Here is a 20,862-nt window from a genome sequence, read left to right as displayed (position 1 = left end):
CTTGAGTTACCAGCCTTCATTATTCTCTATACGGAGCAAGTGATGAGAAAGCCTCTTCTCCGCATCGCCGCGGCGGGCTTTGTTCTGTTCGCCGCGCCGGCTTTCGCTGAAACGGTCGGCGAACCAGCTAGCGCCGCGCTCCTCATGCAGGCGGCGAAAAAGGCGAAAGACTTCGCGCAGCAGTACCGCTACGCCTATACGGTGGATTACTGGACGAGCGACGGCGAAAAGGAGCTCTCGGCGAAGCTGCGCTTTGATCCGCGCCTTGAGGAAGGCGAGCGATGGACGCTTCTCTCCCCTTCGGAAGACGATCTCGACAAAAAAGCGCGCAAAGCCCTCAAGCAAATGCAGAAGAATGACGGCGGCGACGAGCCGATCCTTTATGACGGGCTTCATGAAATGATCGATGACGCCGAGCTTGTCTCTGATACGGAAACCGAAGCCGTCTTCCTAGCGCAGGTGGACGAGGAAGACGCGCCCAAGGATGCGCTTGAGGTTTACATCACCCTCGACAAGGCCGCCGGCTATGTCTCCGCCATCGAACTCAAATCGAAACAGCCTTTCAAACCGGCCGCCGTCGCCAAGGTGAATTCCCTCACCCAGATCCAGCGCTTTTCTGCGCCGCAGGACGGCGGCCCCGCCCTGATCGCAACCAGCGAAGCCCAGGTTGAGGGCGAGGCCATGTTCAAATCCTTCGCCAGCGAAACCCGCCAGGTCTTTTCGGAGATCGAGCGCGTTGAAGTGGCGGCGGAAGAAACCGACGAATAACCCTCTTCTCCTCCGATCACCCCGGCGAAGGCCGGGGCCCAGAAAAAACTGGCGTTGAATTTTGCGGCCCTGGATACCGGCCGGAGTTTATCCTCGGGCCGGCTCTGAGCCGGACCCGGGGGGGGCCGGGATAGTCGGAGAACAAATACTCAGCAATATTTCTGCGTGCTTTGCGCCCCAATCCCGAACGCCTATATTCGCCTCATGCAAAAACTGCTGATCACGCTCGGGATCATCCTGGTGGCGGCGGGCCTGTTATGGCCGCTAATTACAAAGCTTGGTTTGGGCCGCCTGCCCGGCGACATCCGCATCGAACGCGAAAGTTTCGCGTTTTATTTTCCGCTGACGACGATGATCATCGTCTCAATAATCCTGACGCTGATTTTCAGGTTTTGGGGTAAATAACTGGGGTTGGGGCCCCAATAGCCAAAAGCTAAACCCCGGTCGAACCGAACCCGCCGGCCCCGCGCACTGTCTCGTCTAACTCTTCCACTTCCTCGAACGCCGCCTGGAAGACCGGCGCGAAGACCATCTGGCCGATGCGGTCGCCGCGGTTGATGGTGAAATCCTCAGCGCCATGATTGATCAGGATGACCTTCAGTTCGCCGCGATAATCGGCGTCGATGGTGCCTGGAGAATTGACGCAGGAAATCCCGTGTTTCGCGGCGAGGCCGGAGCGCGGGCGCATCTGCGCCTCCCAGCCTGGGGGCATGGCGATGGCGAGCCCCGTTGGGACCATGAAACGCTCCCCCGGCTTCAAGGTCAGCGGCTCGGTCACCGCAGCGCGCACGTCGCAGCCGGCGGCGAGCGCCGTTTCATAGCGCGGCAGGTCGAGCCCTTCGCCATGGGGCAGGCGTTTCACCTGAACGGTGAGCGTCGCGGGCTGGGCTTGCGTCTTTAACGCGGTTGCGGACATGACTTGTCTCCAAAAGATCGTCGAAAATTTATCCGCAGCCTGGGGCGATTCCGGGATTTGTTTTCCTGAACTTTCCCCCAGAATTTTCCTCAAGCCTCGGCCAGAGGATCGCCCTCCGCGATCTTGCGGCGGCCGAGGAGGCGTAAGACGCTGTTGCGGCCAGCCCTGAGGAAGGGATAGAGGAACTTCGCGCGGCCCGGCTGGAAAATATCCACAGATGCAGGCGGTTGAGAAAACCGGACTGCGTGCTCATCAGGGCGAGGCGGTTCATCACATCGGGCCCGTGATAGATGGCGTCGCCGATCTTCAGCGCCATGCCTTCATCGAGATCGTAGCCTTTGGCCTTCAGCTCCTCGACCAGCGGATGGGGCTCTCGCGCATTCAGGAGGCGCACATTGCCCGCCGCTTCTCTCAGCCGCACCATACGCACATAGGCCGAGCAGAACGGACACTCGCCGTCATAGACGACATAAATTTCGGGGCGCTCAGTCATTACTCCGGCCTCGGCAGCGGGATTTCGGTCCGTTTCAGGACGTCGCGCTTCAGCGCGCCCTTTTCAAGGGAAAGGCACACGGACTCCGCCACATAATAATAACCTGTGATCTCGCGCTTATCGATGAGGTCGAAGGGCCGGACCACAAAGGGCGACGGCATATGGTGATGGAGATAGAGCCGGTCGTTGAACCGGCCGTCATCGCCCGCCCGCTCTAGCGCCCGAGCATGCCAGGCCCAGACGAACCGCGCCAGCGCATCCACCGGGCCATAGCGTTCCGGCGGCGGCGCATCGCGCGTTGGAACTTTGCAGGCGCGTCCGGCGTCGCGCTGCGCCGCAGTCAACACCGATCCCCAGATTGAAAAATCAAAATGGCCGTCATCCGATGGCGCATAGAGCCGTCCCTGACTCACCTGATAAGAGCTGGTGCCGAAATAGGAAGAAGGCACGCGATAACGTTCGCCGTCTTGCGTTTCCGCTTCGAAATAAACCGACATGAAGCCGGGCGCATCGTACCAGGCAAGCGTCGCGGTTTTGAAAAAAATCGCGCCGAAGAGAACGGTAGCGACGGCTGCGATCGCTGCGTCGCGCGTCCAGTCGCGGTCGGACACGCGGGAAAGCGTGATCAGAAAAATCGTATTGAGCGCGATCCATTTCCAGAAGAGGAGTCCGAAGCTGAGGTAAACAATAATGTGAAAAAGATCGTAGACCGCGGTCAGCATCATCACCCAGCGGCGGCGAAAAATCGCAATCACTGCCGCGAACTGCGCAGCGAAGCTTGCGAGATGCAGCGGCAGGTTGACGGCTTTCATGGCGTCATAGGTGAACTGCGTCAGCGCCGGCGATAAAGCGAAGGGAAGGGTGCCGCGCTCAACGGCGCCCGGGACGCCGTCATAAAGCCGGTTGCCGAATATCCAAGAGAGGGGCCCGCCGTCGAGCATCAGCTTGGCGAGGGCGGAATAGAAATAATTGCCGAAATGGCCGCCGACGCCGATGGCGAGAATGAAGAGCCCGGCCCGCGTCGCCGTCTCGTCATCGAGCCGGAAACCGCGCCGCAGGCTGTCGCGCTGGCCCGCCGCGCCGATCAGCGCAAAACCGATCCCCGCGAACGCAAGCACCTCAACCACATTGCGGATGTCGAGATTGGAGAAATAAAACCCGGTGAGCGCCTCGTGGAGATCGCGCATCATCCACAATAGCATCGCCGCGGCGACGAGCGCGGCGGGACGGAACCAGGCGGCGCCGGCGAGCGCCAGGCCGATCCAGCGCCCTGCATGATGGAACACCGCCGCCGGATGATCGGCGGAAAGCGCCGCATACGGAATATCGAAAGGTTCGGATACGAAATAGACAGCGAGGAAGACGGCCGACGCCCGGCCCATGGTCTGCGAAAACCGCGGGGCTTCCGGATAGCGCGCCCACGAGAAGGCGGCGCAGGAAAGCCCCGTCACCGCCGCCCAAGCCCAGATGTAACCGGGCTCCTCAACCGCAATGAAATGCGCGCCATTGCGAAAGAGCGTATAGACCAGGAGCGTCGCAACAGGGAAAAACAGCACCGTTCCGAGCGCGCCGCTCGTCTTCATATCCGCTTTGCGTTCTTTTGCGTTCTGCAGCACCCGGCGTCACCTCGCCCATTCGCCCGTAGCGGGCGGCAGGCGATGCTATAGAGCGGCTGCAAGCCACGCGCACAGGACAGGGCGCCGCGCGGAACGCAACAAATGCGCTTTTGGCGCATCCATTGCGCAAGTGTCGCAAAAAATTGAAAAACCGCGGGGCGGAGTCTTAGAGCGCGGCCTGAAGCTCTTTCAACTGCTTCAATTCCATCTCGGCCTGACGACGCGTTTCCGGCAGCGTGTCCATATCGGCGAGATCTTCCTCGCGGTTCTTGATGCGCCGGGCGAGATCGTCGGCGTTCAAGTCCTTCACCAGCACCGCCTCTTCAGCGAGGACGGTAAGGCCCGCAGGGGATATATCGGCGAAGCCGCCGCGCACAAAGATGCGAGTCTCTTCCGATCCGTCCTTCACCCGGACGACGCCGGGCGCGAGGATGGTCATCACCGGGGAATGCTTCGGCAACACGCCGAGCAAGCCTTCGGCGCCGGGAATATCGACCTGGTCCACATCCGCGGACATCAGTTCGCGCTCCGGCGAGACTAGGTTGAAGTGAAGTTTGTCAGCCATTACTGTTCAATCCTTGTGCGGAATAGCGAAAAAATCAGTCGCACATCGGCGTTTTCATCTGCGGCGACCAAGCCATCGGCATATGTAAGCACCGCGCCAATATCAATTTCTCCTCGCTCCCATCCAAATTGCTTTGTCAACAGATTGTCCTTTTGCTCCGTGCCGATAAGCCTGAACGGAGCTCCTTCACCGCTGATGAAATCTTCAAGGTCATGAGCAATCTCATCAGAGGCGACATCGAATGCCAGTACAGAGCAACTCATTGCCGGATCATTCTGCTGAACGATCTGGACCCGACCCGTTGACGTCTTGAAGACCCACGCTTCGGCGCCCGGACTACGCAAGTTCGCGGGCACGTCGACCGATTCCAATTCGGTTACATCAAATAACTGGTCAATCGATTGGCCACGCTCGGTGACATTGAGACATCCATTCATCGCGGCGGCTCGAGCTCCCGTTATCGCATCTGGCATCTCTGCGTAAGAAACGCCACCCGCAAAGCTGCTAGCAATCCATGCAAGCAAGAGGGTGGCGCGAAACATTACCTTACGCCGCTTCCGCTGCGAGACGTTCGGCTTTCTCGAGCGCTTCGTCGATGGAGCCGACCATGTAGAACGCCGCTTCCGGCAGGTGGTCGTAATCGCCCGCGACGAGGCCCTTGAAGCCCTTGATGGTATCTTCGATGGAGACAAGCTTGCCTGGCGAACCGGTGAAGACTTCCGCGACGTGGAAGGGCTGCGACAGGAAGCGTTCGACCTTGCGCGCGCGCGCCACGACGAGTTTGTCTTCTTCGGAAAGCTCGTCCATGCCGAGGATCGCGATGATGTCCTGCAGCGCCTTGTAGCGCTGGAGAATGCCCTGCACCGAACGCGCGACGTCGTAATGCTCCTGGCCGATGACGCGCGGGTCGAGAATGCGCGACGTCGAGTCGAGCGGGTCCACGGCCGGGTAGATGCCTTTTTCCGCGATGGCGCGGTTCAACACGGTCGTCGCATCGAGGTGCGAGAACGACGTCGCCGGCGCGGGGTCGGTGAGGTCGTCGGCGGGAACGTAGATCGCCTGCACCGAGGTGATCGAGCCTTTGGTGGTCGTCGTGATGCGTTCCTGCATCTGGCCCATGTCCGTAGCGAGCGTCGGCTGATAGCCCACAGCCGAGGGAATGCGGCCGAGAAGCGCCGACACTTCCGAACCCGCCTGCGTGAAGCGGAAGATGTTGTCGACGAAGAACAAGACGTCCTGGCCCTGGTCGCGGAAGTGTTCCGCAACCGTCAAACCCGTCAGCGCAACGCGCGCGCGCGCGCCCGGGGGCTCGTTCATCTGGCCGTAAACGAGCGCCGCTTTCGAGCCTTCGGTTTTGCCGCCCGTCTCTTTCGGGTTCACGTTCACTTTCGATTCGATCATCTCCCAGTAAAGGTCGTTGCCTTCCCGGGTGCGCTCGCCTACGCCGGCGAACACGGAGTAACCGCCATGCGCCTTCGCGATGTTGTTGATGAGCTCCATGATAAGCACGGTCTTGCCGACGCCCGCACCGCCGAAGAGGCCGATCTTGCCGCCTTTGGCATAGGGGCAGAGGAGGTCGACGACCTTGATGCCGGTGACGAGGATTTCCGCTTCGGTAGACTGTTCGACGAAGGGTGGGGCTTCCTGGTGGATGGCGCGTTTGGTTTCGTGCGGGATCGGGCCCGCTTCGTCCACTGGCTCGCCGATGACGTTCATGATGCGCCCGAGCGTGCCGTCACCGACCGGCACGGAGATCGCGGTTCCCGTATCTTTCACCTTGGCGCCGCGGACGAGGCCTTCGGTCGAGTCCATGGCGATGGTGCGGACGGCGTTCTGACCGAGATGCTGCGCAACCTCAAGAACGAGCCGTTGCCCGTTATTGTCGGTTTCAAGGGCGTTGAGGATCGCCGGCAGGTGATCGTCGAAAACGACGTCCACGACGGCGCCGATAACCTGACTGATGCGGCCTTCGTTGCTCATGACTTCTTCCTTCAGTTCTGTTCGTCTAGTCGCCCCGCATCGCCCTAAAGGGCTTCGGCGCCGGCGATGATTTCAATCAATTCGGTGGTGATCTGGGCCTGACGCGCGCGGTTATATTGCAGCGTCAGCTTGTCGATCATTTCGCCCGCATTGCGCGTGGCGTTATCCATGGCGGTCATCGAGGCGGCCTGTTCGGACGCCACGTTTTCGAGAAGCGCGCGGAAGATCTGCACCGCCACATAGCGCGGCAGGAGCGCGCGGAGGATTTCCTCCTCCTCAGGCTCATATTCGTAGATCGCGCCCTTGAGGTCCGGCGTTTCTACGCCTTCCGGCGCGATGGAGGGAATGATCTGTTGCGCGGTCGGCACCTGCGTGACGACGTTTTTGAACTTGCCGTAAAAGAGCGTTGCGACGTCAAACTCGCCGGCCTCGAACATTTCGAGGACTTTCTCGGCGATCTCATGGGCCTGTGAGAACCCGACCTGCCTGACCTCGACGAAGTTGGTCTTCCAGACAATCAACTCGCTATAAAGACGCTTCAACTGGTCGTCGCCCTTGCGCCCGACGGTGATGACTTTGACCGCCTTGCCTTCGCTCTGAAGGCGGACAATGGCCTCGCGTGCCTTGCGCACAATCGACGAGTTGAAGCCGCCGCAAAGACCTTTGTCCGCCGTCGCGACGATCAGCAGGTGGGTTTTGTCGTCGCCGGTGCCGGAAAGCAGCTTCGGCGCATTGGGATTGCCCTTGGCGCTGGCTGAGAGATTGGCGAGCACCGCCTCCATCCGCTCCGTATAGGGACGAGCTTCGGTGGCGCGCTCTTCGGCGCGGCGCAGCTTCGCCGCGGCGACCATCTGCTTCGCCTTGGTGATCTTCTGCGTCGACTTAACCGACGAGATCCGGTTTTTGAGGTCCTTAAGAGACGGCATTACCTCGCCTTTTCGTCCTTACGCGAAGTTTTTCGCGAACGCGTCGAGCGCGGCCCGCAGCTTGTCTTCGACATCTTTCTCAAGCTTGCCGCTGGTGCGGATGGCCGTGAGAATGTCGCCGTGATCCGCGTGCAACTTGCGGAGGAATTCCGCTTCGAACTCCTGCACTTTGTTCTTGGCGATCTTGTCGAGATAGCCTTGCGTGCCGGCGAAGATGACGCAGACCTGTTCTTCCACCTGAAGCGGCGAGAACTGCGGCTGCTTCATCAGCTCTGTAAGGCGGTCGCCGCGGTTCAAAATCCGCTGCGTCGTCGCGTCAAGGTCGGAGCCGAACTGCGCGAAAGCCGCAAGTTCGCGATACTGCGCGAGCTCGCCTTTGATCTTGCCCGCGACCTGTTTCATCGCCTTGATCTGCGCCGAGGAGCCCACGCGCGACACCGAAAGACCGACGTTCACCGCCGGACGGATGCCCTGGAAGAAGAGGTCGGTTTCAAGGAAGATCTGGCCGTCGGTGATGGAGATCACGTTGGTCGGAATATAGGCCGACACGTCGTTCGCCTGCGTCTCGATGATCGGCAGCGCCGTCATGGAGCCGGAGCCATTGTCTTCGTTCAGCTTCGCCGCGCGCTCGAGAAGGCGCGAGTGCAGATAGAAGACGTCGCCCGGATAAGCTTCGCGGCCCGGCGGACGGCGCAGCAACAGCGACATCTGACGATAGGAAACGGCCTGCTTCGACAGGTCATCGTAAATGATGAGCGAGTGCATGCCGTTGTCGCGGAAATATTCACCCATGGCGCAGCCGGAGAATGGCGCGAGGAACTGCAGCGGCGCTGGCTCGGACGCGGTCGCGGCGACGACGATGGAATATTCCATGGCGCCGTTGTCTTCGAGCGTCTTGACGATCTGCGCGACGGTGGAGCGCTTTTGGCCGATGGCGACATAAACGCAGTAGAGCTTCTTCGACTCGTCGTCGCCCTGGTTCGCCGATTTCTGGTTGAGCATGGCGTCAACGCAGATTGCGGTCTTGCCGGTCTGGCGGTCGCCGATGACGAGTTCGCGCTGGCCGCGGCCGACCGGGATCATGGCGTCGATGGCCTTGATGCCAGTCTGCACAGGCTCGTGCACGGATTTGCGCGGCAGAATGCCCGGCGCTTTCACGTCAACAAGGCGGCGCTCCGTCGCTTCGATCGGGCCCTTGCCGTCGATGGGATTGCCGAGCGGATCGACGACGCGGCCGAGAAGGCCTTTGCCAACCGGCACGTCCACGATGGCCTTTGTGCGCTTGACGGTGTCGCCTTCTTTAATCTCGCGGTCTTCGCCGAAAATCACGACGCCGACATTGTCCGCTTCGAGGTTCAAGGCCATGCCTTTGACGCCATTGGCGAACTCGACCATCTCGCCGGCCTGGACATTGTCGAGGCCGTAGACGCGCGCGATGCCGTCGCCGACCGACAGCACCTGGCCGATTTCGGAGACTTCGGCGTCCTTGCCGAAATCTTTGATCTGCTGTTTCAGGATGGAGGAGATTTCCGCCGCATTGAGTTCCATGAGCGTTAGGCCTTTTTCATTACGGTCTTCAAACGATTAAGTTTGGTCTTCAGCGATGCGTCGACCATTTTGGAGCCGATCTTGACCACAAGACCGCCCAGCAAATCCGGGTCGACGCGGGTTTGGAGATTGACCGCCTTGCCGACCATGCGCTCGATCTCGAGGCGCAGGGCCTTCACCTGATCGTCGGTCATGGGGGCGGCGGTCGCAGCCTCTGCGCTCACCTCGCCGCGGTGGTCGGCGGCGAGGGCGCGAAAGGCGCGGATCATATCTTCGAGCGCGAACAGACGGCGGTTCTGCGCGATGAGCTTGAGGAAATTCGAGACGAGCATCCCGAAACCGGCCTTTGCAGCGAGCGCGCCAATCGCTTTGAGCTGATCGTCGCGATCATAAACAGGGCTCTTCAGGAACGCCTTCAGATCGGCGGAGCCGTCAATTGCGGACTGCAGGGTCTTCAGTTCGCCTTCGACAGCCTCGAGCGAGCCGGCGTCGAGGGCCAGATCAAAGAGCGCCGAGGCGTAACGTCCGGCCACCCCAGACATTGGGCCGGAGACGGGGGCGAGATTGGCTGACGCGGTGCTTGCGGACACTGGCGCTGTTCGCTCCTCAAGTGTTGGACGCCGCGACGATGGCGTCTAAGTTTTTGAATTTACATACGAAAGGAAGACGACGTCCGGCTACGGCCGCGCCTTCCTCATGAGATCGCGCGAGGCGATAGCATGGGCCCCGCCCCGACACAACAATTGCCGGTGCGGCGGAATGGCGGCTATTTGCGACATACAGAGCCGGGGGCAGGTTGTCCCTAGCGCTAATCTAAAGAAAAGTGTCGTGAAGTCGTATTACGACGCTACGGGCAACATATCTGGAGGGGCGCCATCATGCGTAGGCCGCTAATACTGAACACTGTTTTATCTTTGCTTTTTTCCGCCGCCCTCGCTGCGCCCGTCGCGGCGCAGGAGATTGTCGGCGACCAAAGCGTCTCTGAAGAGGCCCATAAGCCAAACGCCATTTACGGCGTCGATCTTTCCCCTAACGGAAAGAGCTATGCGATCCTGCGCGACTATGACGGACAGACCGTGGTCGCGATTTACGACGCCGATGACGCCCAAAAGCCGCCGGCGGCGGTTGGGCTTGGCGACTTGCCGGCGGGTCCTTTCGCCTGGGGCGGCGAGGATCATGTCCTGGTGCGCATCATGGCCGATCAGCCGGGCGTGAGAACAGTGGAGGGCCTCAAGACCGTCCGCATGTCGCGCTGGATGGTTGTCGACAAAAAGAGCGGCAAGATGGAAACGCTGTTCGGCAACGAATTTGGCGACCAGCTTTATTATTTCATCGGCGCCGCGGGCGATCTGATTTCCACCCTGCCGCAAAAGCCTGGCTACGCCCTCTTCGCACGCGCAGAGGTTGAAGTGCGCGCAACGCAGGCGCGCCGTCTTGAAACCGGCGAGGACGACGTCGTCTATTCGCTGCAGGAAGCCAATCTCGATAAGGCGCGCACACGCCGCGTCGAGGCCGGCAAAGAAAAAACCATCGACTGGGTAGTCGGTCAGAATGGCGAACCGCTCGCGCGCATCGATGAAGCCGCAAGCGGCGCGATCGAAGTCTTCGCAAAGCTCGCCGGCAAGTCATCATTCAGCAAGGCCGGTGAGATCGACTACGACAAGAGCCCCTATAGCGACGTGAAATTTTACGGCGCCGCAGGCGAGAACGAACTTCAGGCCCTCGTCACCGAAGACACAGGCGCGCAAAAACTCGTCGCCTATAACCTTGTCTCTGGCGCGGTCGGCGATGCGATTTTCACGCCGGCGTCGGGGACTGTGGACAGCGTGATTTATGATTACCGCCGCGGCGCCGCAACGGCCGTAGTCGCCGATGGCTCCATCCATCACCTGACTGCGGGTGACGCAGAGACTGCAGCCTCGCTTGAGAAAGCCGTGCCCGACTCCAAGGTGCTGATTCTTTCAAAATCTGTCAGCGGCGAAAGAATGATTGTGCAGGCTTGGAAAGCAGACGGAAAAACGGAATACTATTTCTATGACGCGCCGGGGCGGCGTTTGGAGCTGATCGCGTCGGACGCGGAATAAGGGTTTAAAGCGACAGCCCAACGCGAAGCCCCATCTGGTCGAGGCCTTCGTTTTCCGAGCACAGCCCGGCATTGGAAATGTGGTTCCAGTGGAACGACGCAGACACGCGTTCGGTGACGCGATAGCCGACATCGCCCGCAAGCCGGAATAGCGCGCGGCAGCCGAAAAATACGGTTTCGTCGACGCGCGCCGCGTCTGCGATGGGATCGTAGCGGTCGGTCTCGCCGTTATGAACGACGCCCCCGACGCCGGCGGCCACAAACCAGCGTGAAATGTCGACTTTCCATTCAAGACCCGCATAAACCTGATCCGTCGCGCCGTCATGCGGAGCAAGCGTCGCGCCAATGACGGGGCGAGGTTTCGCGAGAACGGAGAGGAACCGCGGAGACGCAAACACAGCCTCGCCATTGATGGCGACGCCGTCTTCTTTCGAGGACCCGAAGCCGCAGCAGCTTTGGGCGTAAACGCCTGCGCGCACCTCCTCCACAGGACCGGCATAGGCGGCGCCGGACATGGCGAAAAGTATGGCGATGGCAGCGATAAGGCGCATTTCGTTCAGCCCCCTGAAAATCTACAACATGTTAAAGACTTAAACGGTTAATCAACGGTTACGGGCGAATCGGTCAACTGCGAATCAGAGGAATGAATAAGGATTAATATCGATGACGAGACGCACCGGCCCCGGAATTTTCACTGCTTTGAGCCAGTCGGAAAGATAGGCCTGTATGTGCACATTGCGCCGCGTCTTGACGAGGAGACGCATGCGCGCGACGCCGCGCAACCGGTAAATCGGGGCCCGCGCGGGACCGAGCACTTCGACACCGTCCGCCGGCGGCGCCGCTGCTTTGAGCGCATTCGCTGTCTGCTCCAGCGCCTTTTCGTCAAGAGAGCGCAAGGTGAGCGCGGCGAGGCGGCCATAGGGCGGAAAACCGAGATCGCGCCGCCCCATGGCTTCCGCCGCGAGAAACGCGTCGCGATCGCCGGAAGCAAGCGCGGCCAAGACCGGGGCCTGCGGCTGATAGGTCTGAAGAAGCGCGCGGCCGGGCTTTTCCGCACGGCCCGCCCGGCCCGTCACCTGAGAGAGGAGCTGATAGGTTCGCTCCGCCGCCCGCAAATCGCCGCCCGCCAATCCGAGATCCGCATCGACCACGCCGACGAGAGTCAGCTCCGGAAAGTGATGGCCCTTGGCCGCCACCTGCGTCGCAATCAGGATGTCGATTACGCCTGCCTTCATAGCGTCAAGAACTTCGCGCATGGAGCTCGGTCCGGGAGCGGTATCGGACGAAAGAACTGCGATACGCGCCTTCGGCCAGCGTTCCCGCGCTTCTTCGGCGACGCGCTCGACGCCGGGCCCGCACGGCGTCAGCGCATCAACGGCGTTGCAGGCGGGGCAAGCCGACGGCTTCGGCATCGAGAACCCCGTGTGATGACAGACAAGCCGGTTTTCGAAACGGTGTTCGACCAGCATCGAGTCCGATCCGGGCGCGGTCATTCTGTGGCCGCAGCGACGGCAGAGGGTGAGCGGCGCATAGCCGCGCCGGTTGAGGAACAAAAGAGACTGTTCGCCTACGGACAAATTATGATTGACAGCAGCGACGAGGGACGGCGACAGCCACTTGCCCGCCTCCGGCGCATACTCGCGCATGTCGATGAGGCGAATGTCCGGCATGGCGGCGTCCGCAAAACGCGAGGCGAGCCCCACCGCCTCATAACGACCCTCATCCACATTGACGACGGTTTCAAGCGATGGCGTCGCCGAGGCGAGCACCACCGGAAAACCGGCAAGGCTGCCGCGCGCCACCGCCATGTCGCGGGCGTGATAGATGACGCCTTCTTCCTGTTTATAGGCGCCGTCATGCTCCTCATCGACGACAATCAGCTGGAGCTTCGGAAACGGCAGAAACAGCGCTGAACGCGCGCCGACGACGAGCCGCGCCTGCCCTTCCGCCACGCGCCGCCAGGTGCGCCGCCTTTGCGCGGCGGTGAGATCGGAATGCCATGGCGCCGGCGCGGCGCCGAAGCGTTCCTCGACGCGCTTCAGAAAAGGAAGCGTCAGCGCGATTTCCGGCAGGAGGATCAGCGCCTGCGCTTGCCCGTCTTTTTTCAGCGCCGCAGCGACGGCTTCGAAATAGACTTCGGTTTTGCCCGAGCCCGTGACGCCGTCGATCAGCACCGCCTTGTGTCCACCCTCGGCGATGATCGCGCCGATTGTTTCCGCAGCGAATTGCTGATCGTCGGAAAGCGCAGGGCCGTCACGAGAAAGATCGGGCGGGACGAATGGCGGATCGGGATCGACCTCGACGCGGGCGAGCGCGCCTGCTTCCGCCAAGCCGCGCACCACCGCATCGCTGACGCCGGCCGACGCCGCCAGATCGATGGCGGATTTCGGCTCCGGTCCGGCAGCGGCCAGCACCGCCTTGCGCTGCGCCGTCATCCGCAATCCTTGCGGCTCGTGCGTTTTTGCAAAAGCCGTCTGCATGCGCGGACCGTCGAGTGCGTCGGAAACGCGCATCACCATCCGCAAAAGCGCGCCTTTGGGAAACATGGTGTAGGCCGCCGCCCAGTCGATGAAGGCGATGAGATCGGGCGCAAGCGCCGGCGTTTCGAATATCTCGCCAAGTTTTTTCAACTTATCGAGCGACGGCGGCTCGCCTTCCGACGGCCAGATGACGCCCGCCACCTCGCGCGGCCCGAAGGGGGCTTTCACAAACGACCCTGGCGGCGGGGGCTCCCCTTCGCAGGCGTAATCATAGGGTTTGTCGAGCGGCAGGGGAAAAAGCACGCTCGCCCGCGCCGCTCCGGACGCCTCAACGCCTTCAAGCTCTGAGGTTTTTTCTATCGGCGGCTGTTGATTCATTCTCGCGCGCTTGATCCCGGGGGCAGTTTCGGCTGAATTACGCGCCATTCCAAGCGTTACTTTGGCGGGACGCCATCGCAGCGCTATAGTCATGTCGGACCTTTGCGCAATGCGTCTTATCCTTTTGTCGATTCTGGTCTTCGCTCTCAGCGCTGGCGGCGCTTCCGCCAAATACAGCTTTTGCAACAAGTCGAGTTATGCGCTCTCCGCCGCCATCGGCTATGTGGACGGCGACCGCCTCGCGACGCGGGGCTGGTGGCGGCTTCGCCCGGGTCAGTGCAAGGTGGTGCTAACCGAACAGGCCAAGCCCGGCCGCTATTTCGTTTACGCCGAAGCCATCCCCGGACACAAAGGACCCTTGCGCACCTGGTCCGGCGACACATCCCTGTGCGTGGAAAACAACGGCTTCTTCAATCTGAGAAATCAGGATGTCTGCCGCGACGATCCGATGCGTCAGCGCAAATTCTTCAATGTGGAAGTGACCGAAGCCGCTGGCGGGAACTGGCAGACTGATTTTTCCGAAGCCTCGACCTTTACCGTTTATTCAGCGGAGGTCGCTGGCGTGCAGCGGCTGCTTTCCGACATCGACAAGAACACCGGCGAAGTCGACGGCGCCATGGGCCGCGAAACGCAGCGGGCGCTCGCCAATTACCGCCGGGAAAAGGGTCTGCCTGAAGGCTATAATATCGACGACGAGGTTATCGACGCTCTGATTGAAGACGCCAATGCGCGCGAGGCCAAGCTCGGCTTTTTCTATTGCAACAAGACCAACAGCGCCGTCTGGTCGGCGGTCGCCGAACCGCAAGAAGAAAATCGTTACCGCTCCAAGGGCTGGTGGAAAATCGAACCGGGCGAATGCGCGAAGATCATCAAAGGCGCTCTCGATAAAGATCATTATTATGTCTATGGCCTGATCGAAGACGACGCCGGCGACCGCTCCCTCGCGGGAGGCGACAAGGCGTTCTGCACCAATCTTATCATGTTCAACAGCATGAACGATCTTTCATGCGAAGAGCAGGACCTGGACGAGGCGCAATTCAAGCGCGTTGAGATCGGCGGAGCCGAATCGGCGACATTCGATTTCACGCCGGATATGTTCCCCGCGCCGTCGGCTTCCGGCATGGAATGACGCTTTCCTGCCGGGCCTGAAACCATTAGCGCCGAAGCCTCACGACACGCGGAGCAAGAGCGGACGCATGAGCCCTGATTTGAGACATGTGGAAAGCTGGGTCTTCGACCTCGACAACACGCTTTATTCAGCGGAGTGCAAGCTTTTCGCCCAGATAGACGCGCGCATGACCGCCTTCATCCGCGACCGCCTCTCCATGGGACACTGGGAGGCGCGCCGCCTGCAAAAAGCCTATTACGTTGAATATGGGACGACGATGAGCGGCCTCATGACCAAACATGATGTCTGTCCCGACGAGTTTCTCGAATACGTCCACGATATCGATGTGAGCGCCATCACCGAAAATCATTCGCTCGACGCGGCGCTCCGCGCCTTGCCTGGCCGCAAATTCATTTTCACCAACGGCTCGGTCCGTCATGCAGAGAATGTCGCCGGCGCGCTCGGCGTCCTGCATCATTTCGATGAGATTTTCGATATCAAGGCGGCGGGCTACGCCCCGAAACCGCGGCGCGAGCCTTACGAAAAGTTCCTCGCTTCCCATGACATCGATCCGGCCGGCGCCGTCATGTTTGAAGACATCGTCCAGAATCTCGAAGCGCCGCACGCGCTTGGCATGACGACCGTGCTGGTTCATTCGGACGCAGCGTGGCTCGAAGACGAGCCGCATGAAAAAAGGCCGGCGCGCAAGGGAGACATCGCGCCTCATGTGCATTATGTGACCGACGATATCGCCGCCTTTTTGAAGGCGGCCGCGACCTCGACCGAAACCGCCGGGTAGAAAACATCATGACCGACACCGCCTCGCTTCAAGCCGTCATCGACGCCGCCTGGGATGACCGCGCCTCCGTCACGCTCGACACCAAGGGCGAGATCCGCGACGCCGTGAACGAGGCCTTGTCGCTGCTCGACGCCGGCGCCGTACGCGTCGCGGAGCCCCACAAGAGCGGCAACCTCACCGAATGGCGGGTCAATCAATGGCTGAAAAAGGCGGTGCTCCTTTCCTTTCGCCTGAACGACAATGGCCTCATCGAAGGCGCCAACGGCCCGTGGTGGGACAAGGTCGCAACGAAGTTCGAAGGCTGGACCAAGGACGATTTCAAAAAAGGCGGCTTTCGCGTGGTGCCGCCCGCGACCGTGCGGCGCGGATCGTTCATCGCGAAGAATGCGGTGCTGATGCCGTCTTACGTCAATATCGGCGCCTATGTGGATGAAGGCGCGATGATCGACACCTGGGCGACGGTCGGCTCCTGCGCGCAGATCGGCAAGAACTGCCACATCTCCGGCGGCGCCGGGATCGGCGGCGTTCTCGAACCCTTGCAGGCGAACCCGGTCGTCATCGAAGACAATTGCTTCATCGGCGCGCGCGCCGAAGTCGCTGAAGGGGTCATCGTGCGCGAAGGCTCGGTCCTTTCCATGGGCGTTTATCTCGGCGCATCCACAAAAATCGTGAACCGGGAAACCGGCGCCGTCACTTATGGCGAAGTGCCGCCCTATTCCGTGGTCGTCTCCGGCTCCATGCCGTCGCCGAAAGGCGGGCCGAGCCTTTACTGCGCCGTCATCGTCAAACAGGTCGACGAGAAAACGCGCTCAAAAACATCCGTGAACGAATTGTTGAGGGACTAAGCAGCCGTCACAAGGCGAACATACTCTTCGGGCGTGCAGAATTTAACCGGTTTTTCCCGCGCCATCTCCATCAGCGCCTGAAGAAACGCCTCCACACGATCGCCCGCCCCGAAATTGCGGATAGCGAAACAAAAGCCCGGCTGTTTTCCTTCCTTGAGCGCAGCATTCAGCGCGGATTTTACAGCGCCAGGCGGGTAAACGCCTTGCGGACGCAACATTTTGCGGGCGCGGCAGCGCCGGAACCCAGTCGTCAGACTCGAATAGGCGGAAACGAGCCACATGCCGGGATGATGAAAGTCATTGCGGGGATATGAGGAAAGCGGCAGCACCCAGAACTTTTTTCCATCAACCGCATAAGGCTGAAACGGCGCCAAAGGCGCGCCGAGCAGGGAGGGCCGCCAGCCCTTGCTATTGGTGCCCGGGTAAAGCGCGTCAAGCCCTTGGGGCCGCAAACCGGTTTCCAGCGTCACGTCATATCGCGCGCCGCATCTGGCGATCTGACGCATGGCGGCCGTGCTTGTCCACATGTCGCCCATCCGCGCAGATATACATTGCCTCCCAAAAAAAGAACGGAAGGCCCCAAAGGATTCTCGGATATTCTCATAAACGGCTTTTTCATCGGCGTAATTGGCTCGCCAGCCACCGTCATCGCGCCGGTCCATAACGTGAATATGCAGCCCGACCTCATCGCCGTCGTGCGCGGCTGCGTTGAGCAAAGATTTGTACCGCACAGCGATGGCGCAGGGATCGCCGTAAAGCGCCTCGATATGTCTGTCCATGCGCACATACCAGCCGAAATGCACCGGCGCGCCGGTCGCCGCTTCAATCTCGCTTCGCAGGGACAGCATTCTTTCCAGCGCTGTGCCGGCGCTATCGAATGACTTATCATCCTCGCCAGGAAGACGTTCGTCCGGCTCCAGATCAATGGCGAAATGTATGGGAAACGGGCTCATCTTGGGCGGCATGACTGAAGACTTAAACGGCCGGAAAAGTCTCGCCGCAAAGAGTGAATTTTTAGTACTTCTCGCCGTTCTTGCGGTAGGGCGTCCAGCCGCCGTTCTCCTTGATCATTTTCAGATCGACCTCAGGATCGGTATAGCTTGAAATCTCATCCGGCGAGCGCGTCCCGATTTCGAGAAAAACTGCGTCGGCGCCCGAGCGGTTGACCATCATGTGCCCGTTCGCAACGCCCGCCTTAAAGGTCGCAACATCGCCCGGCCGCAACACCGTCTCACCACCATCTTCGACCAGCACGGCCTCGCCTTCGAGCATATAGACAAGCTCATCCTCTTTCAGATGCCAGTGCCGGTGGGCCGAGGCGGCGCCGGGCGCAAGGCGCGTCAGGTTGACGCCGAACTGGTCGAGCCCGCCGAGATCCCCCAGCGCAACTTTCGACCGGCCCTTGCAATGATCGGCGAGCTCGCCGGGATAAACACAGGCAGTCCGCACGCTCGCTTTGGAAAGGTCGATCTTCGGCATAAGGCTTCTCACTTGTTTCGGCTTCGCGCCTAGTCTACCTCATCGCCATGAGTAAGAGCGAGATGCAAACATATGATCCGGTTGAGATCGCCCGCGCGCTGATCCGCTGCCCTTCCGTCACGCCGGCGGATGAGGGCGCGCTCGACGTCCTGCAAAAGGCGCTGACCGCGCTCGGTTTTCGCTGCACGCGGTTACCCTTTGAAGATATCGATAATCTTTATGCGGAAATCGGAGAAGGGGCTCCGCATTTCTGTTTCGCCGGCCACACCGATGTGGTGCCTCCGGGCGACGCAGACGAGTGGACTTCGCCGCCTTTTGACGCGGCGGTGAAAGACGGCAAGCTTTGGGGCCGCGGCGCATCGGACATGAAAGGCGCCATCGCCGCCTTTGCCGCCGCCGCCGCAAGCGCGCTCAGCGCCGGCAAGGTGAAAGGCAAGCTCTCTTTCCTCATCACCGGCGATGAAGAAGCCAAAGGGGTCAACGGCACCGTCAAGATGCTGCAATGGCTGCGCGATGAAGGCGTGACAATCGATCACTGCCTCGTCGGCGAGCCGTCGAACCCCGACGCCATGGGCGACATGATCAAGGTCGGGCGGCGCGGCTCCATCAATTGCTGGCTCACCGTGACTGGCAAGCAGGGCCATGTCGCCTATCCTCACCGCGCCCGAAATCCGATCCCGGCGCTGTTGCGCAAGCTGTTGCACCTTAGCGAAACGCCGCTCGATGAAGGCTATGAACGGTTTCAGCCGTCAAGCCTTCAGGTGACGGACATTCACATCGGCAATCCGGCGCACAATGTCATTCCCGGCAAGGCGTCGGCGCGATTCAACATCCGCTTCAACCCGAACTGGACCGGTGAAACTATTCAGGATTGGCTGAAGGACCAACTCGATCCCATCGCGAAAGAAATCGGCGCAACTTATAAACTCGATTGCGTCGTCTCCGGCGAAGCGTTCCTGACAACCGACATGAAGTTTCTCGAGCTTCTGTCCGAGTGCATCGAGGAAAAGACCGGCCGGAAGCCGGAATATTCAACTTCCGGCGGCACGTCGGATGCGCGCTTCATCAAGGACTATGCGCCGGTCGCGGAGTTTGGCCTTGTAGGCGCGACCATGCATCAGGTGGATGAGCATGTGGACGTCGCCGACGTGACGCTGCTCGCCGAAATTTATGAAGCGATCATCGAGCGCTATTTCGAGACCTTCGGGAAATAGCGCTCAGTACTCCGCCCGCACGAAATAAAGCCCTTCCGGCGGCGCGACTTGTCCGCAGCGAGCGCGGTCAGCGGCGTCGAGCGCCGCTTTCAAATCCTTCACGCGCCACTTGCCTTTACCGACTTCGGCCAGCGTGCCGACAAAGGACCTCACCTGGTTATGCAGGAAGGATCGCGCGGCGCAACGGATGAACACATCCTCGCCGAGCCGCGAAACGGAAATTTCATCCAGCGTTTTCACCGGCGACTCTGCCTGACATTTGATTGAGCGGAACGTCGTAAAATCATGCTTGCCCACAAGAACTTGCGCGGCGTCATGCATCGCCTCCGCATCAAGTTTCTGCGGCACGCGCCAGGCTCGGCCCGCATCCAGCGCCAAAGGCGCGCGGCGGTTAACGATGCGGTATTCATAGGCGCGGCGGATACAGGAAAAGCGTGCATGGAAATCGTCGCTTGCCGCTTCCGCCGACAAAATCGCGATGGGGTGGGGGCGCATATGCTGGTTGATGGCGTCCTTGACCTTGTTTGCGTTTGTCGCCTTCTCGAGTTCAATATGCGCCGTCATCGCGAGCGCATGGACGCCGGCGTCGGTGCGCCCCGCTGAATGGGAAATTACATCTTCACCGCAGAAGGCCTTCGCCGCATCTTCGAGGACGGCCTGAATCGACAGGCCATTCTCCTGGCGCTGCCAGCCGACAAAATTTGATCCATCATATTCGAGGATAAGTTTGTAACGCGCCATGACTAAAGCCGCGCACCTTTTTCAAGCGCAAAGCCGCGCAAGAATTCGTCCGCGCCTTGCGGTTTTTTCCCAGCGCGTTGCAGCGTGACGAGGTCGACAGCGCCCTCGCCGCAGGCGATGACAAGCTTTCCATCTGTATCCAGAATATCGCCCGGCGCGCCCTCGCCTTGCGCCGGTTTAGACATCAGCGCCTTCACCCGCTCGCCGTCCGCCTCGAACCAAGCGCCGGGGAACGGCGACAGACCGCGGATATGACAGTCGACCTCGCTTGCGGAGCGCGACCAGTCGATGCGGGCTTCCGATGCACTGATTTTATGAGCGTAAGTGACGCCCTCTTCCGGCTGCGGCGTCGCTGTAAGCCCGCCCCGTTCGAGCGCCGCCAGCGCCCGGGGACATAACTGCGCCGCCACGGCGGAGAGCTTGTCATGCAGCGAGCCGGCCGTGTCGTCAGCGGCGATGGCGACGGTTTCCGAGAGGAGAATGGGCCCCGTGTCGAGCCCCGCCTCCATCTGCATCACCTGAACGCCGGTCGTCTTGTCCCCCGCCATGATCGCCCGCTGGATCGGCGCCGCGCCGCGCCAGCGCGGTAGTAGCGAGGCATGGAGATTGAGACAGCCATGGCGCGGCGCATCGAGCACCGCCTGCGGCAGGATCATCCCGTAGGCGACGACGATCGCCGCATCGAGATCGAGGGCGGCAAAGGCGTCGATGTCTTCGCGGGATTTGAAATTTTTCGGCGTTCGCACCTCGAGCCCGCTTGCCTCGGCGAAAGCATGGACCGGCGAGAGCTTGAGCTTGTGGCCGCGGCCCGACGGCGCCGGGGCGCGGGAATAGACCGCAGCGATCTCATGCCCTGCCGCGATTAACTCGGCGAGCACAGGCACGGAGAAGTCCGGCGTTCCCATAAAGGCGAGACGCATGAG

22 protein-coding genes are annotated in these 20,862 nt (G+C 60.9%); 7 read left to right on the top strand and 15 right to left on the bottom strand.

The genetic code is table 11. From position 1 onward, the window contains the following. Positions 1-42: 42 nt before the first annotated feature. Positions 43-768, top strand: coding sequence for a hypothetical protein (locus ACQY5P_RS13390; RefSeq protein ID WP_428407371.1), 726 nt, complete (start codon positions 43-45; stop codon positions 766-768). A gap of 204 nt (positions 769-972) precedes the next feature. Continuing rightward, entirely contained in the window at positions 973-1,173 is a 201-nt protein-coding gene (locus ACQY5P_RS13385) for a DUF2905 domain-containing protein (RefSeq protein ID WP_428407370.1), read from the top strand. 28 nt (positions 1,174-1,201) lie between these two features. Here the strand turns inward: ACQY5P_RS13385 and dut are convergent, their stop codons facing one another. The 9 genes from dut to ACQY5P_RS13340 all read right to left on the bottom strand — a co-directional run bounded on the left by dut (position 1,202) and on the right by ACQY5P_RS13340 (position 9,354). Next, complete coding sequence (gene dut / locus ACQY5P_RS13380; protein WP_428407369.1) at positions 1,202-1,684, bottom strand: dUTP diphosphatase; 483 nt, start codon at positions 1,682-1,684, stop codon at positions 1,202-1,204. Positions 1,685-1,712: 28 nt separating this feature from the next. Continuing rightward, on the bottom strand, positions 1,713-2,177 hold the full coding sequence (locus tag ACQY5P_RS13375) for a DCC1-like thiol-disulfide oxidoreductase family protein (RefSeq protein WP_428407368.1): 465 nt from the start codon (positions 2,175-2,177) through the stop codon (positions 1,713-1,715). Beyond that, positions 2,177-3,793: a hypothetical protein gene (locus ACQY5P_RS13370; protein ID WP_428407367.1), complete on the bottom strand. Its 1,617-nt coding sequence runs from the start codon at positions 3,791-3,793 to the stop codon at positions 2,177-2,179. The genes ACQY5P_RS13375 and ACQY5P_RS13370 overlap by 1 nt, the downstream gene beginning before the upstream one ends. 166 nt (positions 3,794-3,959) lie before the next feature. Further along, the gene (locus ACQY5P_RS13365; protein ID WP_428407366.1) at positions 3,960-4,358 is read right to left on the bottom strand and encodes a F0F1 ATP synthase subunit epsilon; all 399 of its coding nucleotides are present in this window, start codon (positions 4,356-4,358) and stop codon (positions 3,960-3,962) included. Then, positions 4,358-4,900, bottom strand: coding sequence for a hypothetical protein (locus ACQY5P_RS13360; RefSeq protein WP_428407365.1), 543 nt, complete (start codon positions 4,898-4,900; stop codon positions 4,358-4,360). Before ACQY5P_RS13360 ends, ACQY5P_RS13365 begins: the two co-directional genes overlap by 1 nt. A gap of 4 nt (positions 4,901-4,904) precedes the next feature. Next, positions 4,905-6,338 carry a F0F1 ATP synthase subunit beta gene (gene atpD, locus ACQY5P_RS13355; protein ID WP_428407364.1) on the bottom strand — a complete coding sequence of 478 codons (1,434 nt, stop codon included), beginning with the start codon at positions 6,336-6,338 and terminating at the stop codon, positions 4,905-4,907. 44 nt (positions 6,339-6,382) lie between these two features. Further along, entirely contained in the window at positions 6,383-7,264 is an 882-nt protein-coding gene (locus tag ACQY5P_RS13350) for a F0F1 ATP synthase subunit gamma (protein WP_428407363.1), read from the bottom strand. An 18-nt stretch (positions 7,265-7,282) separates the two neighbouring features. Then, complete coding sequence (gene atpA / locus ACQY5P_RS13345) at positions 7,283-8,812, bottom strand: F0F1 ATP synthase subunit alpha (protein WP_428407362.1); 1,530 nt, start codon at positions 8,810-8,812, stop codon at positions 7,283-7,285. Positions 8,813-8,817: 5 nt separating this feature from the next. Next, positions 8,818-9,354: a F0F1 ATP synthase subunit delta gene (locus tag ACQY5P_RS13340; protein WP_428410662.1), complete on the bottom strand. Its 537-nt coding sequence runs from the start codon at positions 9,352-9,354 to the stop codon at positions 8,818-8,820. A 336-nt stretch (positions 9,355-9,690) separates the two neighbouring features. On the opposite strand from ACQY5P_RS13340, the gene ACQY5P_RS13335 reads away from it, so the two are divergent. Next, positions 9,691-10,896, top strand: a complete 1,206-nt coding sequence (locus ACQY5P_RS13335; protein WP_428407361.1) for a hypothetical protein — start codon at positions 9,691-9,693, stop codon at positions 10,894-10,896. 4 nt (positions 10,897-10,900) lie between these two features. On the opposite strand, the gene ACQY5P_RS13330 is transcribed toward ACQY5P_RS13335, so the two are convergent. Further along, complete coding sequence (locus tag ACQY5P_RS13330; protein WP_428407360.1) at positions 10,901-11,446, bottom strand: acyloxyacyl hydrolase; 546 nt, start codon at positions 11,444-11,446, stop codon at positions 10,901-10,903. An 84-nt stretch (positions 11,447-11,530) separates the two neighbouring features. Next, entirely contained in the window at positions 11,531-13,753 is a 2,223-nt protein-coding gene (locus tag ACQY5P_RS13325; RefSeq protein ID WP_428407359.1) for a primosomal protein N', read from the bottom strand. A gap of 109 nt (positions 13,754-13,862) precedes the next feature. Here ACQY5P_RS13325 and ACQY5P_RS13320 point away from each other — a divergent pair, with 109 nt between their 5' ends. From ACQY5P_RS13320 to dapD, 3 genes are all read left to right on the top strand, one after another. Beyond that, on the top strand, positions 13,863-14,882 hold the full coding sequence (locus ACQY5P_RS13320) for a DUF1036 domain-containing protein (protein WP_428407358.1): 1,020 nt from the start codon (positions 13,863-13,865) through the stop codon (positions 14,880-14,882). Positions 14,883-14,949: 67 nt separating this feature from the next. Then, positions 14,950-15,660 carry a pyrimidine 5'-nucleotidase gene (locus ACQY5P_RS13315; protein WP_428407357.1) on the top strand — a complete coding sequence of 237 codons (711 nt, stop codon included), beginning with the start codon at positions 14,950-14,952 and terminating at the stop codon, positions 15,658-15,660. 8 nt (positions 15,661-15,668) lie between these two features. Then, positions 15,669-16,505, top strand: a complete 837-nt coding sequence (gene dapD, locus ACQY5P_RS13310) for a 2,3,4,5-tetrahydropyridine-2,6-dicarboxylate N-succinyltransferase (protein WP_428407356.1) — start codon at positions 15,669-15,671, stop codon at positions 16,503-16,505. Here dapD and ACQY5P_RS13305 read toward each other — a convergent pair. Together ACQY5P_RS13305 and ACQY5P_RS13300 are read right to left on the bottom strand one after the other, a co-directional pair. Beyond that, positions 16,502-17,458, bottom strand: a complete 957-nt coding sequence (locus ACQY5P_RS13305) for a hypothetical protein (RefSeq protein ID WP_428407355.1) — start codon at positions 17,456-17,458, stop codon at positions 16,502-16,504. The two genes, dapD and ACQY5P_RS13305, sit on opposite strands and share 4 nt — an antisense overlap. A gap of 61 nt (positions 17,459-17,519) precedes the next feature. Continuing rightward, positions 17,520-17,984, bottom strand: coding sequence for a cupin domain-containing protein (locus tag ACQY5P_RS13300; protein WP_428407354.1), 465 nt, complete (start codon positions 17,982-17,984; stop codon positions 17,520-17,522). Between the two features lie 62 nt (positions 17,985-18,046). On the opposite strand from ACQY5P_RS13300, the gene dapE reads away from it, so the two are divergent. Continuing rightward, on the top strand, positions 18,047-19,198 hold the full coding sequence (dapE, locus tag ACQY5P_RS13295; protein WP_428407353.1) for a succinyl-diaminopimelate desuccinylase: 1,152 nt from the start codon (positions 18,047-18,049) through the stop codon (positions 19,196-19,198). Positions 19,199-19,201: 3 nt separating this feature from the next. Here dapE and truA read toward each other — a convergent pair whose 3' ends face one another. Beyond that, positions 19,202-19,939, bottom strand: coding sequence for a tRNA pseudouridine(38-40) synthase TruA (truA, locus tag ACQY5P_RS13290; RefSeq protein ID WP_428407352.1), 738 nt, complete (start codon positions 19,937-19,939; stop codon positions 19,202-19,204). A gap of 2 nt (positions 19,940-19,941) precedes the next feature. After that, a complete protein-coding gene (gene fmt / locus ACQY5P_RS13285; RefSeq protein WP_428407351.1) occupies positions 19,942-20,859 on the bottom strand; it encodes a methionyl-tRNA formyltransferase in 918 nt (305 codons plus the stop codon). Between the last annotated feature and the right edge of the window lie 3 nt (positions 20,860-20,862).

The organism is Hyphococcus sp., from assembly GCF_965267305.1.
Classification (GTDB): domain Bacteria; phylum Pseudomonadota; class Alphaproteobacteria; order Caulobacterales; family Parvularculaceae; genus Hyphococcus.
The sequence above is the reverse complement of the archived record's forward strand: the minus strand, read 5'-3'. Positions and strand labels throughout refer to the sequence as shown.

Bases quoted from the DNA above. Each gene is read 5' to 3' on its own strand.
- ACQY5P_RS13390 (WP_428407371.1), top strand. From the start codon at position 43: ATGAGAAAGCCTCTTCTCCGCATCGCCGCGGCGGGCTTTGTTCTGTTC.
- ACQY5P_RS13385 (WP_428407370.1), top strand. From the start codon at position 973: ATGCAAAAACTGCTGATCACGCTCGGGATCATCCTGGTGGCGGCGGGC.
- dut (WP_428407369.1), bottom strand. From the start codon at position 1,684: ATGTCCGCAACCGCGTTAAAGACGCAAGCCCAGCCCGCGACGCTCACC.
- ACQY5P_RS13375 (WP_428407368.1), bottom strand. From the start codon at position 2,177: ATGACTGAGCGCCCCGAAATTTATGTCGTCTATGACGGCGAGTGTCCG.
- ACQY5P_RS13365 (WP_428407366.1), bottom strand. From the start codon at position 4,358: ATGGCTGACAAACTTCACTTCAACCTAGTCTCGCCGGAGCGCGAACTG.
- ACQY5P_RS13360 (WP_428407365.1), bottom strand. From the start codon at position 4,900: ATGTTTCGCGCCACCCTCTTGCTTGCATGGATTGCTAGCAGCTTTGCG.
- atpD (WP_428407364.1), bottom strand. From the start codon at position 6,338: ATGAGCAACGAAGGCCGCATCAGTCAGGTTATCGGCGCCGTCGTGGAC.
- ACQY5P_RS13350 (WP_428407363.1), bottom strand. From the start codon at position 7,264: ATGCCGTCTCTTAAGGACCTCAAAAACCGGATCTCGTCGGTTAAGTCG.
- atpA (WP_428407362.1), bottom strand. From the start codon at position 8,812: ATGGAACTCAATGCGGCGGAAATCTCCTCCATCCTGAAACAGCAGATC.
- ACQY5P_RS13340 (WP_428410662.1), bottom strand. From the start codon at position 9,354: ATGTCTGGGGTGGCCGGACGTTACGCCTCGGCGCTCTTTGATCTGGCC.
- ACQY5P_RS13335 (WP_428407361.1), top strand. From the start codon at position 9,691: ATGCGTAGGCCGCTAATACTGAACACTGTTTTATCTTTGCTTTTTTCC.
- ACQY5P_RS13330 (WP_428407360.1), bottom strand. From the start codon at position 11,446: ATGCGCCTTATCGCTGCCATCGCCATACTTTTCGCCATGTCCGGCGCC.
- ACQY5P_RS13325 (WP_428407359.1), bottom strand. From the start codon at position 13,753: ATGAATCAACAGCCGCCGATAGAAAAAACCTCAGAGCTTGAAGGCGTT.
- ACQY5P_RS13320 (WP_428407358.1), top strand. From the start codon at position 13,863: ATGCGTCTTATCCTTTTGTCGATTCTGGTCTTCGCTCTCAGCGCTGGC.
- ACQY5P_RS13315 (WP_428407357.1), top strand. From the start codon at position 14,950: ATGAGCCCTGATTTGAGACATGTGGAAAGCTGGGTCTTCGACCTCGAC.
- dapD (WP_428407356.1), top strand. From the start codon at position 15,669: ATGACCGACACCGCCTCGCTTCAAGCCGTCATCGACGCCGCCTGGGAT.
- ACQY5P_RS13305 (WP_428407355.1), bottom strand. From the start codon at position 17,458: ATGAGCCCGTTTCCCATACATTTCGCCATTGATCTGGAGCCGGACGAA.
- ACQY5P_RS13300 (WP_428407354.1), bottom strand. From the start codon at position 17,984: ATGCCGAAGATCGACCTTTCCAAAGCGAGCGTGCGGACTGCCTGTGTT.
- dapE (WP_428407353.1), top strand. From the start codon at position 18,047: ATGCAAACATATGATCCGGTTGAGATCGCCCGCGCGCTGATCCGCTGC.
- truA (WP_428407352.1), bottom strand. From the start codon at position 19,939: ATGGCGCGTTACAAACTTATCCTCGAATATGATGGATCAAATTTTGTC.
- fmt (WP_428407351.1), bottom strand. From the start codon at position 20,859: ATGCGTCTCGCCTTTATGGGAACGCCGGACTTCTCCGTGCCTGTGCTC.